Annotated in this window: 9 protein-coding genes and 1 pseudogene; 3 read left to right on the top strand and 7 right to left on the bottom strand. The window is 39.4% G+C overall.

The genetic code is table 11. The annotated features are described in order from the left end of the window. From AC4GME_RS04370 to gyrA, 6 genes are all read right to left on the bottom strand, one after another. Positions 1-187 (bottom strand): hypothetical protein (locus AC4GME_RS04370; RefSeq protein ID WP_490379053.1); only part of this gene is annotated, 187 nt, incomplete at its 3' end. A gap of 572 nt (positions 188-759) precedes the next feature. After that, positions 760-1,299 (bottom strand): universal stress protein, encoded by a 540-nt coding sequence (locus AC4GME_RS04365; RefSeq protein ID WP_490376524.1) that lies wholly within the window; start codon positions 1,297-1,299, stop codon positions 760-762. A gap of 478 nt (positions 1,300-1,777) precedes the next feature. Next, positions 1,778-3,070: a 3-phosphoshikimate 1-carboxyvinyltransferase gene (aroA, locus tag AC4GME_RS04360; RefSeq protein ID WP_490376523.1), complete on the bottom strand. Its 1,293-nt coding sequence runs from the start codon at positions 3,068-3,070 to the stop codon at positions 1,778-1,780. Positions 3,071-3,135: 65 nt separating this feature from the next. Further along, positions 3,136-4,239, bottom strand: coding sequence for a histidinol-phosphate transaminase (gene hisC / locus AC4GME_RS04355; RefSeq protein ID WP_490376522.1), 1,104 nt, complete (start codon positions 4,237-4,239; stop codon positions 3,136-3,138). A 39-nt stretch (positions 4,240-4,278) separates the two neighbouring features. Next, positions 4,279-5,367, bottom strand: coding sequence for a 3-phosphoserine/phosphohydroxythreonine transaminase (serC, locus tag AC4GME_RS04350; RefSeq protein WP_490376534.1), 1,089 nt, complete (start codon positions 5,365-5,367; stop codon positions 4,279-4,281). A gap of 64 nt (positions 5,368-5,431) precedes the next feature. Then, positions 5,432-8,143, bottom strand: coding sequence for a DNA topoisomerase (ATP-hydrolyzing) subunit A (gyrA, locus tag AC4GME_RS04345; RefSeq protein WP_490379052.1), 2,712 nt, complete (start codon positions 8,141-8,143; stop codon positions 5,432-5,434). A gap of 308 nt (positions 8,144-8,451) precedes the next feature. Here gyrA and ubiG point away from each other — a divergent pair, with 308 nt between their 5' ends. Beyond that, complete coding sequence (gene ubiG / locus AC4GME_RS04340; protein ID WP_490377862.1) at positions 8,452-9,168, top strand: bifunctional 2-polyprenyl-6-hydroxyphenol methylase/3-demethylubiquinol 3-O-methyltransferase UbiG; 717 nt, start codon at positions 8,452-8,454, stop codon at positions 9,166-9,168. An 89-nt stretch (positions 9,169-9,257) separates the two neighbouring features. Here ubiG and AC4GME_RS04335 read toward each other — a convergent pair whose 3' ends face one another. Continuing rightward, positions 9,258-9,452 (bottom strand): hypothetical protein, encoded by a 195-nt coding sequence (locus tag AC4GME_RS04335; RefSeq protein WP_490377858.1) that lies wholly within the window; start codon positions 9,450-9,452, stop codon positions 9,258-9,260. Positions 9,453-10,140: 688 nt separating this feature from the next. Here AC4GME_RS04335 and nrdA point away from each other — a divergent pair. Together nrdA and AC4GME_RS04325 are read left to right on the top strand one after the other, a co-directional pair. Continuing rightward, entirely contained in the window at positions 10,141-12,408 is a 2,268-nt protein-coding gene (gene nrdA / locus AC4GME_RS04330) for a class 1a ribonucleoside-diphosphate reductase subunit alpha (RefSeq protein WP_490377859.1), read from the top strand. Positions 12,409-12,517: 109 nt separating this feature from the next. Then, positions 12,518-12,753, top strand: a pseudogene (locus AC4GME_RS04325) (class Ia ribonucleoside-diphosphate reductase subunit beta); the annotation flags it as partial.

Genomic DNA, 12,753 nt, shown 5'->3' with positions numbered 1-12,753 from the left:
GCGGGGCAGAGGAGAGAGTAATAGCGATTGCTGATTTTTCTCTAAGATGAGATTCTAAATGAGAGGCAACCTCTTCAGAAATATTAGTAATATTGTCCATCTCTTTATCGTTAACTATCCTATGACTGTACTGGTCATAACCTATCGAAAGCAGGAGTACGATAACAACGCCGGACAAAGTTATCATGGAAGCTGTCTTATACTGTATCTTCAAAATATTTCCCTGTTTTATCAAAAAAAGTTGCTTTAAACATTTATATTATTACGAATAATTACCAAATAGACCTCAAACATGTTCAGACGGTGTCACTCATGCTGGGAATAGGTTTTCATCACAGCCTATATGCAACCTTATATTAATTTTAGCATGGTATTGCCGTGAACTTTGACGGCATTTGCGCAATAAAACATCAACTTTCAAGTGGCGTCGATGCTCGACAAAAGTCGGGGGAGATATTTAAAAATGGGGCGTCCATATATGTCCGGTTTGTAGGCATTTCATTTTTGTAGGGGATTTTATTCGCTAGAAGTGAGTTTCAGGCACCTTTTTCCGCTCATCAGTGTTCACGCACAGAGCCGCATGGCGATTAAATAGGACGATCCGAACAGGGCCAGTACCGTCACTATATAGCACACACATAGTTTGCCCCATTCGCAATGCTTATACCCAAGCTACCTGAAGATGCAGGAATCAGCAAGTCGGGAGGTGGCCCTATTCAAGGCATGAAGTTGAAGATCTAGTCGTTCTAAATCAATACTTCATAACGCCGAAGAGAGTTTCCTCCCGCCTTGCCCTGTGGGAGGAACGCTCGAAAGCCAGCTCTGCGTTACAACATTTGAAAAGGGAATAACCATTATCTTCATGTTGTGCCTTGTTCTGGCATCCGCGCGTTCCTCTGAATCTGCATCTTCAGGTAGTTTGGGTATAGTTAGCACTGAAGATAATAGACGACTCCAGAAATCATGATGATGCCCGCAAACTAATAGATCAACATCCATTTCTTTAACTGTTGTTTTTAGTGTATCGTTCAAATTTCCCATTACAACCAAAGTGTTGGTGATCGGATAATCAACCTGAACAGCTAATGCTTGCAACTCTTTTTGCAATATACCTTTTTCTTCAGCTTCGACCTTATCAACTGCTGTTTTAACTAGCCCTATGGTACTTACATAACTAGCATCAACATAAATAAATGAAAGTTTCGATTGAGCACCTCTAGCTAATGAAACCGCTTTACTGATCACTACTTCACTGGATTTAGATAAATCAACAACGACTAATATATGCTTATAGCTCATTGTATTCCTCCCAATTAAATCTCTTATCAATAGTAGCAAACACATAAAATAAGCAATCAATCTAACAGGTTAAAATGAAGGTCATTATGAGTTTTATTTCTGGCATTATTTCTTAGCATCTCTGGTAAGCTAAAGCGACTACTTCCCCGCTAAAACCCATACCTTGTTAGTATCAATTTATTTTATGCAATATAAGATCACATCATTAATACATTTACTATAAGTCTAGCGCTGCTCTGGAATTTTTTAGCTGGAATTTCAATGAACGGATATACAAAAAATAACACATGGCGACGGTGGCAAAAGAGACTCTGAAATAAACAAACTTTAGTTAAAGATCCACCTTTTCAGAAAGTGGCCTGCTTTCCTCCCTAGAAGGTTTCTTTCTTACGGTAGAAAAAAATGTTCAGGAATTATCTTTCTGAAAAAATAATAAAGCCTTGCGATGCAAGGCTTTATTATTCGCTATTACTATCGATTAGCAACTAACCGAAGCTAACTTTTCAAAATAATCCGGGAATGTTTTGGATGTACACTTAGGATCGTTGATAGTAACCGGCGTATCACTTAAAGCCACTAACGAAAAGCACATCGCCATACGGTGATCATCATAGGTATCAATAGCGGCATGGTTAAGTTTTGCCGGCGGTGTCACTTCTATAAAGTCATGACCTTCAACAACCGTTGCGCCTACTTTACGCAGCTCTGTTGCCATTGCATATAAACGATCTGTTTCCTTAACACGCCAGTTATAAACGTTGCGAATTTTCGTGGTACCTTCAGCAAACAGAGCTGCGACAGCAATCGTCATAGCCGCATCCGGAATATGGTTCATATCCATATCGATGGCTTTAAGCTCTCCTTTGCTGGCTTTAATATAATCATCGCCCCATTCAATATTTGCGCCCATCGCCTCTAATGCATCAGCAAATTGAATATCACCTTGTACCGATTTTTTACCGATACCAGTCACTTTAATACTTCCGCCGCCGATTGCGGCTGCAGCTAAAAAGTATGATGCTGATGACGCATCACCTTCCACTAAGTAATCACCAGGAGCCGTATAGGTTTGTCCCGCTTTAATAACAAAACGTTGGTACTCACCATTTTCATTATCAACTTCAATGCCAAAGTCCTGCATAATCTGCAGAGTGATTTTGATATACGGTTTAGAAACCAGTTCGCCAACAATTTCAATTGTAGTGTCTTCTGTTGCCATTGGTGCAGACATTAAAAATGCAGTTAAAAACTGACTTGAGACACTACCGTCAATCTCGATTTTTCCACCTTTTAGGCCTGTACCTTTAATTTTAAGTGGCGGGTAGTTTTCATCTTTTAGATAAGTAACATCGGCACCGGCTTGTTGCAGTGCATCGACTAAACTGCCGATTGGACGCTCAAACATACGCGGCTCACCAGTTAATACATATTCACCCTGGCCTAAACAAAGCGCCGCACAAAGTGGACGCATCGCTGTACCTGCATTACCTAAAAACAGCTCTAGTTGACCAAGCTCTGTCGTATTGAATGCTCGGCCTAAACCTTCAACAACACATTGTTTTTTATCATCAGAAAGTTGGTAATTAACGCCTAGTTTTTTAAGCGCGTTTAGCATATGACGAATATCGTCACTATCCAATAAGTTAGTTAAAGTAGTTGTCCCTTTTGCTAATGCAGCTAATAGAAGCGCACGATTAGACAGGCTTTTTGAACCAGGAAGATTGATTTCACCATCAACTTTAGCAATTGGTTTTAATAATAATTGTTCCATAATATTCTCTATTTTCTGACTTAAAACTAGATTAATAATTTTCAATTAATAATCTCTATTAATAACTACAGCTCAAGCACTTTAACCAGTGCTTGTTTAAAACGTTGGTTTTCAGCTTGAGTACCAATACTAATACGAAGGTGGTTAGGTAAACCATAACCTGTGATAGGACGTACAATCACCCCTTCCTTTAATAACTCCTGGTAAACCTTATCACCGGAGGTAGCAACATTTACGGTAATAAAATTACCCATTGACGGGATATACTCAAGTTCATGCTCGCGGAAAAATGTACTTAAATCGGCCATCCCTGCATTATTTAATTTAATACTTTCTTGTAAGTATTTTTCATCTTGCAGAATAGTTTCCGCAGCCTTAAGCGCTAACGCATTACAGTTAAATGGTTGACGTACCCGGTTTAAAATATCAGCTATTTGCGGATTTGAAATAGAGTAACCTACGCGCAATCCAGCTAAACCATACGCTTTTGAGAAAGTGCGTAAAATAATCAGGTTAGGAAACTCTTTAATCCACTCAATGGCATTACCACGGCGATCCGCTGATGCGTATTCAAAATATGCTTCATCTAATACCACTAAAACATTTTCAGGAACCTTAGTTAGGAAAGATTTAATCTCATCTTGTTCTAAAAATGTCCCCGTAGGATTATTTGGATTAGCAATAAAAATCAGCTTGGTATTATTTGTAATAGCATCGGCCATTGCATCCAAGTCGTGACCGTAATCTTTAGCTGGCACAACAACCGCTTTTGCGCCAATTGCTTGAGTAACAATTGGGTAAACTACAAAAGCATATTGTGCAAATATAACTTCATTTTCACAGCTTACAAATGCGCGCGCAACTAGCTCGAGCAGATCGTTAGAGCCATTACCTAATGTCACCTGCTGTAACTCAACGGCATATTTTTCAGCAAGCGCTTGTTTTAGATAATAACCATTGGCATCAGGATAACGTGTTAACTCGCTCAATTCTTTCTGCAAAGCGACTTTTACAGAATCACTTAAACCGAGCGGATTTTCATTAGAAGCTAGTTTTACAATATTGGTAATACCAAGCTCACGCTCTAATTCGTCAGTTGGTTTACCAGCTTGATAGGGATGTAGTTTTTGTACACCACTATTGGCAATATTTAAAAAATCACAACTCATCTGTTATTCCTAATCCATTAATTGAAATTTAAGTTTTTATTAAGCGTATTTTTTTTCAAAATCAGCCATAAAGTCAACTAATGCCTGCACGCCTTCAATTGGCATTGCATTGTAGATACTTGCACGCATACCGCCGACTAACTTGTGACCTTTTAAAGTCAATAGACCGGCTTCTTTAGACTCGCTTAAAAACGTCTCATTTAAACTGTCATCGCTAAGTGTAAAGGGAATATTCATACGGCTGCGCACGCAGTTATCAACGTTGTTAGCATAAAAGTCAGATTTATCGATAAAACCATAAAGCAGCTGCGCTTTAGCGATATTTTTCTTTTCAATTTCAACTAAACCGCCCTGCTCTTTAAGCCATTTAAAAACTAAACCAGCTAAGTACCAGGCATATGTTGGCGGCGTGTTATACATTGAGCCAGCATCTGCTTGTACTTTGTAATCTAAAATTGATGGAATCACTTTACGTGCTTTACCAATCAGATCATCACGTACAATCGCAATTGCTAAACCGGATGGGCCGATATTCTTTTGCGCGCCTGCGTAAATAATACCAAATTTCGAAACATCAATTGGGCGAGATAAAATTGTAGAGCTGAAATCGGCAACTAATGGCACTACACCCGTTTCCGGTGTTTCAAAGATTTCAATACCTTCAATCGTTTCATTTGGACAGTAATGCACATAAGCTGCGCCAGCGTTGATTTGCCAATCAGCACAGGCTTGAACATTCACTTTTCCATCCGCAGTTTCAGTCATGATATTAGTTTCAGCGATGCGAGCATGTTTTTTAGCTTCAACTACCGCAGCTTTTGACCATTGACCCGTTAATAGATAATCCGCGTCTAATTTATCATCAAGAAGATTTAATGGTACAGCAGCAAACTGACCGCGACCGCCACCATGACAAAATAAGACTTTATAATTATCAGGAATTTCCATCAAATCACGTAAATCCTGTTCTGCCTGTAATGCCATTTCGATATATTCGGGGCTACGGTGACTCACTTCCATCACTGAAACACCCAGGCCTTGCCAGTTACAAAATTCTTGTTGTGCTTTTTGCATAACCGCTTCCGGTAACATTGCCGGACCTGCACAGAAATTAAATATTTTAGTCATTATATTGCTTGTCTCTTAAAATAAAATAAGCGGCCAAGGCCGCTTATTTTAATGTCTGAATTGTTTATTCTTGGGATTCTGAGGATTCGTCAGTTACGGTCTCATTTTCAGAAACCGCTTGTTCCGTCTGATTTTCAACAGCCTCGCCTTCCTCTTCATAAACAGGCAGATCTTTGATTTCATCAATGCGCTGCAAAGCTACAATCTGTTCATCTTCGCGTGTTTTGATAAGTGTTACACCTTGAGTATTACGTCCGACCACAGACACGCCACCAACAGGTGTACGAACTAATGTACCTTTATTAGATATAAGCATGATCTCATCATTATCATCAACCTGTACGGCACCAACAACTTTACCGTTACGCTCACTCACTTTGATTGAGATAACACCTTGCGTTGCACGGCTCTTAGGCGAGTAGTCTGCAAGCGGAGTACGTTTACCGTAACCATTTTCAGTAGCGGTTAAGATATGCCCCGTTTCGTTTGGCACAATCAAAGAGACTACTTTCTCGCCATCTTTGAGTTTGATACCACGAACACCAGTGGCTGTACGTCCCATAGGACGAACACCTTTGAATTTAATCTCAGGATTACCATTTTCATCTAAAACAACATTACCATCTTCATCAGTTACGGTAGTTTCTTCCGCTTCTTTAAAGCGCACAACTTTACCTGCATCAGAGAAAATCATGATCTCATTTTCACCATTAGTTATTTGCGCACCGATTAACTCATTGTCTTCATTTAAGTTAATGGCAATCAAACCACTTGCACGCGGACGGCTGTAAGCACTTAATGCGGTTTTCTTAACTGTACCGTTGGCGGTTGCCATAAACACAAACTTATCATCTTCATATTCACGCACAGGTAGAATCGCAGTGATACGTTCGCCCTCTTCCAGCGGCAAGATATTGACGATTGGACGACCGCGAGCCTGACGAGAAGCCAGTGGTAATTGGAATACTTTCAACCAATATAAACGGCCGCGAGTAGAGAAACATAAAATCGTATCGTGGGTACTGGCAACTAAGAGTTTTTCGATGAAATCTTCATCTTTCATTTTAGTTGCTGATTTACCTTTACCACCACGGCGCTGCGCTTCGTAATCCGTTAACGGTTGGTATTTAACGTAACCTTCATGAGAAAGCGTCACCACCACATCTTCTTCGTTAATCAAATCTTCCATACAAAGATCAGCTTCACTCGCGGTAATTTCGGTACGACGAGGATCGCCAAAGTTAGCACGAATCTCTTCTAGCTCTTCACGAATCACTTCCATTAAACGCGCTGGATTTTCTAAAATGAACAACAGTGCCGCGATAATATCTAACAGCTCTTTATATTCACTTAAGATTTTCTCGTGCTCAAGACCGGTTAATTTATGTAAACGCAGATCCAGAATCGCCTGTGCTTGCACTTCAGTCATATAATAACTGTTATCACGCACGCCAAACTCAATGGCCAACCCATCAGGACGAGCCGCATCAACCCCAGAGGCTTCAAGCATCGCTGCTACATTACCGAGTTCCCAACCTTGTGATTGCAGGGCGATTTTTGCTTCTGCTGGCGTTGCCGAGTGGCGAATAAGCTTAATGATAGGTTCGATATTAGCCAGTGAAATAGCTAAACCTTCGAGGATATGGGCGCGATCGCGAGCTTTTTTCAGCTCAAATACGGTGCGGCGTGTCACCACTTCGCGACGATGCAAGATAAACGCTTCTAACATCTCTTTGAGGTTAAACAGTTTTGGTTGACCGTGATCTAATGCCACCGCATTAATACCAAATGAAACCTGCATCTGTGTTTGTGCGTAAAGGTTATTTAAAATCACCTCCCCCACTTCACCACGTTTCACTTCAACCACCATGCGCATGCCGTCTTTGTCTGACTCATCACGCAGGGCACTGATCCCCTCAATTTTTTTATCTTTTACCAGCTCAGCAATTTTTTCGATTAGACGTGCTTTATTAACCTGGTAAGGCAGCTCATGAACAACAATGGTTTCACGACCTGTTTTATCATTAACTTCAATATCCGCTTTAGCACGAATTTTTACTTTACCGCGCCCCGTATGGTAGCCATCAACAATGCCTTTACGGCCATTAATAATACCAGCTGTCGGGAAATCGGGTCCTGGAATGTATTCAATCAGTTCATTAATGGTTAGTTCGGGATTTTCAATTAATGCTAAACAACCATCGATCACTTCACCCAAATTATGTGGTGGAATATTGGTTGCCATACCGACTGCGATACCTGATGAACCATTAACTAGCAAGTTAGGCACTTTCGTTGGCATTACTTCAGGAATAAATTCTGTACCGTCATAGTTAGGCACAAAATCGACCGTTTCTTTATCTAAATCGGCTAATATCTCATGCGCGATTTTGTCCATACGGATTTCCGTATAACGCATCGCCGCAGCACTATCACCATCGACAGAACCGAAGTTACCTTGTCCGTCAACCAGCATATAGCGTAAAGAGAAAGGCTGAGCCATACGAACAATGGTATCGTATACCGCAGTATCACCATGCGGGTGATATTTACCAATTACATCACCAACAACACGTGCTGATTTTTTATAGGGTTTGTTCCAGTCATTACGCAATACACTCATTGCAAATAAGACACGGCGGTGAACCGGTTTAAGACCATCACGCACGTCAGGCAATGCACGCCCGACAATTACGCTCATTGCATAATCAAGATAAGAGTTCTTTAATTCATCTTCAATGTTGATTGGAGAAACGTCAGAGGCAAATTCGCTCATAGAGACCTAAATCCTTAATTTATTAGAATATCGACTGAATTTTAGTGAGTTGCGCATACTAGCATAAAATAGTGACGAATAAACGCATTCACAGCAAATGTTCGTATGAATATGAGATAACTGTCAATCTGTTGTTAAAAGAAGCTAATAGCAGCTTTTAAATGCCTGTATCTAACAAAGTTCAAGCGAGTATCGTCAGCAGATAAATAGATTATGAAAAGAGCACTATTCCTGCAATTGCTAAAATGAATTTATTATTAAAATTATCAGGTTATAATGCGCCCACTTTAGAAAATTTGGTAAATAGCATGCCTGCAAATACAACATCACATAATGTCGATCCCAAAGAGATTGAAAAATTCTCAGCAATGGCCGAACAATGGTGGGATCCCGAAGGAGACTTCAAACCGTTACATATGCTTAATCCAACCCGTTTAGCATATATAGAGCAAGGCGTTGACGGTTTATTTGCAAAATCAGTTGTTGATGTCGGTTGTGGTGGCGGCATTCTCGCAGAAAGCATGGCCAAACAAGGCGCAAAAGTGATTGGCATCGATATGGCGCATGCTTCATTACAAATTGCACGTTTACATGCTTTAGAAACACAAAGCGAAGTTGATTATCGAAAAATAACAGCAGAAGAGTTTGCTGTGCAACATGCGGGGCAGTTTGATCTTGTCACTTGCATGGAGATGTTGGAACATGTGCCAGATCCGGCCTCTATTATTCAAGCGTGCTCTGATATGGTCAAACCAGGTGGTTTTGTCTATTTTTCAACAATTAATAAAACCTTTAAAGCCTATTTAATGATGATTTTAGGTGCTGAGCACTTGTTAAAGTGGGTACCGAAAGGCACACATGAATATGAAAAATTTATTCGCCCGTCACAACTTTTATCTGCAATCGATAAAACCGCATTAAACTGTGAAGATCTGTGTGGCGTAGAATTTAATGTTTTGGCTGGTGAGTTTGTAATCACCAATAATGTGAATGTAAATTATATGTTACGTTGCCAGAAACTTTAACAGAGAAAAGATCAATTTATTGCGTATATAAAAAAGCACTAAACAAAGGTTAGCGCTTTTTTATCGCCTTCAGATTAACCAAAAAGCTATTAAGCAAAAAGCTGACGTATCGCAATTGGTTCAAGACATGCTTCAAGCTCTTCATCTGTGGTTGGCATCATACCTAAATCAAATATCATTCGAGAACCTAGCATATAAGCACTGGTCTCGCCGTGATCATGATGAAACCACTTACCATGCAGGCAAATATCGGTATAACACTTAGGTTCCATAAGTAATTTCATAATAGCCCCCCTTTTTAATTGAAATTCAAGTGCATTTTATTAAAGCACTTTTTAATATTAATTTAATGTTAGTCAATAATTTCATTAACAACCCATTAACTTGTCTGTTTTGCTATAAAACCTGATAAATAACCCAACTACATTGATTTAGATCAATCTCGGCTCAAGTTAACGATTTGTAACAAACTTGTTGCATTTTATTTGTGATCATCAGCACTTAGTTTATAAGCAATCGTAATTAATAATGAATATAAACAGGCTGTTTTGATAGCACCGATATAACTATTAACAACTCTTAACCAGCATAAATAATGCCAGTTATCGGGTAAATAAAGAGATTGCTAACCAATAAACAGGTAAAACATGAGCTAAATCTAAATTCTGTAAATGTTTCATCTATTTAACAACTCCCTATTTCCTGTTAAATATTTTTACAAATAACCATTGCATTTCACAAAAAACAGAGCTGACTTACAGGTTGATGTTAGTTAATACTAACCTGTTTTTTTATACTGCTTTTTATCCACAAAATTATCCACTTTAAGAGGTTAAATATTCACTTGATAAAAACTTAAAAAGCTTTATCTTGTGCCTCACCGCTTAACCAAGCACAATATGTTGTGTTTCAAGTAAGCAAGCATAAATCTATTTAACGCAAATTGTTGTCGCAGTAAAGAAGGTAACCCGAATGAATAAAAACCTGTTTGTCACCAAACGTAATGGTAAGAGAGAAAGTATCGATCTTGAAAAAATTCACCGTGTTATCACTTGGGCGGCGGAAGGTCTGAGCAATGTTTCGGTCTCACAGGTTGAGTTAAATTCACATATTCAGTTTTATGATGGTATTCGTACCGAAGATATTCATGAGACAATTATCAAAGCGGCTGCAGATCTCATTTCAGAAGAGTCCCCCGACTACCAGTATCTTGCGGCTCACCTCGCTGTATTTCATCTGCGTAAAAAGGCGTATCAACGGTTTACACCACCAAGCGTTTTTGAACATGTCAGTAAAATGTGTTCAAAAGGTAAGTATGATGCACACCTGCTTGAAGACTACAGCAAGAAAGAATTCGAAGAGATGGAGAAATTCATCGTTCATAATCGTGATTTAAACTTCTCATATGGTGCAGTTAAACAGCTTGAAGGTAAATACCTGATTCAAAACCGCGTAACAGGTGAAATTTACGAAAGTGCACAATTTCTTTACCTGTTAGTGTCTGCCTGCTTATTTTCAGATTACGATAAATCGGTACGTTTAGATTACGTTAAACGTTTTTATGACGCAGCCTCTCAATTTAAAATATCACTACCAACACCTATTATGGCAGGCGTTCGTACACCTACTCGTCAATTTAGCTCATGTGTATTGATTGAAACGGGTGATAGCTTAGATTCAATCAATGCGACAGCAAGCTCAATTGTAAAATATGTATCCCAACGTGCAGGTATCGGTATCAATGCAGGACGAATTCGTGCATTAGGTAGCACAATCCGTGGTGGTGAAGCATTCCATACCGGTTGTATTCCATTTTATAAATACTTCCAAACAGCTGTGAAATCATGTTCGCAAGGTGGTGTTCGGGGTGGTGCGGCAACGGTTTTCTATCCGATTTGGCATCTTGAAGTTGAATCTTTATTAGTTCTCAAAAATAACCGTGGCATCGATTCAAACCGTGTTCGCCATTTAGATTATGGTGTGCAGTTAGGTCGTTTATTCTATCAACGCCTGATTGACCGAAAATCAATTACCCTATTTAGTCCATCTGATGTACCCGGTTTATATGATGCGTTCTTTGAAGATCAAGATGAATTTGAACGTTTATATACCTTATATGAAGGTGATAAGAGTATCCGTCAAAGTTCAATTCCTGCTGTTGAGTTATTCTCATTACTGATGCAGGAGCGTGCCAGTACAGGACGTATCTATATTCAAAATGTTGACCACTGCAATACACACAGCCCATTTGACAGTAAAGTTGCGCCGATTCGCCAAAGTAACTTATGTTTAGAAATTGCCCTGCCGACTAAACCTCTGCAGCATATTATGGACGAAGAGGGTGAAATCGCTTTATGTACCCTTTCAGCGCTGAACTTAGGTGCCATTGATTCACTTGATGAATTAGAAGAGCTTTCAGAGCTGGCGGTTCGCGCATTAGATAACTTATTAGATTACCAGGACTACCCGATTAAAGCAGCTGAAAACAGCAGTATGGCGCGCCGCACACTCGGCATAGGGGTTATCAACTACGCTTATTACTTAGCTAAAAATGGCGTTAAATACTCAGACGGTAGTGCCAATAACTTAACCCACAAAACATTTGAAGCGATTCAATTTTATCTGTTAAAAGCGTCAAACAAGCTTGCTAAAGAGCGCGGTGCCTGCCCTAAATTTAATGAGACACGTTACTCACAGGGTATTTTACCGCTCGATACCTACAAAAAAGCATTAGATGATATCTGTGATGAACAGTACCACTTAGACTGGGAAACGCTGCGCGCAGATATTGTTAAAGATGGTTTACGTAACTCCACACTTTCAGCATTAATGCCGTCAGAAACATCAAGTCAAATCTCTAACGCAACCAATGGAATTGAACCACCACGCGGTTTTATCAGTGTTAAAGCGAGTAAAGACGGTATTTTAAAACAAGTTGTGCCTGAGTTTGAAAAGTATAAAGAAAATTACGAACTGTTATGGGATATTCCAAATAACCAGGGATATTTAGAACTAGTCGGTATCATGCAGAAATTTGTCGACCAGGCAATATCAGCCAATACCAACTATGATCCTAAACGTTTTGATGATGGTAAAGTGCCGATGACCAATCTGTTAAAAGATCTGCTGGTTGCCTATAAAATGGGTGTGAAAACACTCTATTACCATAATACACGTGACGGTGCAGACGATGAAAAAGTCATCGAAGATGATTGTGCCGGCGGTGCATGTAAAATTTAAGTAACGATTAACAATTTGTTATTTAGCCCATTATTAGGTGGGCTTTCAGTTTAATCATATTTTATACCCTCAATATAATTGAGGAACTAATTCAGTATGGAGAGGTAAAATGGCTTATACAACGTTCTCAAAAATCGCCAATAATGCACTTAAAGAACCGATGTTTTTTGGTAATCCGGTTAATGTTGCCCGTTATGACCAACAACGTTTTGAAGTATTTGAAAAACTGATTGAGAAACAACTAAGCTTCTTCTGGCGTCCTGAAGAGATTGATGTCAGTCGCGATCGTATCGATTTTTCAAACTTGCCAGATCATGAGCAGCATATTTTCATCTCCAACTTAAA

This window comes from Psychromonas sp. (genome assembly GCF_983033635.1).
This window is presented reverse-complemented; position numbering and strand designations above follow the sequence as displayed.

Bases quoted from the DNA above. Each gene is read 5' to 3' on its own strand.
- AC4GME_RS04365 (WP_490376524.1), bottom strand. From the start codon at position 1,299: ATGAGCTATAAGCATATATTAGTCGTTGTTGATTTATCTAAATCCAGT.
- aroA (WP_490376523.1), bottom strand. From the start codon at position 3,070: ATGGAACAATTATTATTAAAACCAATTGCTAAAGTTGATGGTGAAATC.
- hisC (WP_490376522.1), bottom strand. From the start codon at position 4,239: ATGAGTTGTGATTTTTTAAATATTGCCAATAGTGGTGTACAAAAACTA.
- serC (WP_490376534.1), bottom strand. From the start codon at position 5,367: ATGACTAAAATATTTAATTTCTGTGCAGGTCCGGCAATGTTACCGGAA.
- gyrA (WP_490379052.1), bottom strand. From the start codon at position 8,143: ATGAGCGAATTTGCCTCTGACGTTTCTCCAATCAACATTGAAGATGAA.
- ubiG (WP_490377862.1), top strand. From the start codon at position 8,452: ATGCCTGCAAATACAACATCACATAATGTCGATCCCAAAGAGATTGAA.
- AC4GME_RS04335 (WP_490377858.1), bottom strand. From the start codon at position 9,452: ATGAAATTACTTATGGAACCTAAGTGTTATACCGATATTTGCCTGCAT.
- nrdA (WP_490377859.1), top strand. From the start codon at position 10,141: ATGAATAAAAACCTGTTTGTCACCAAACGTAATGGTAAGAGAGAAAGT.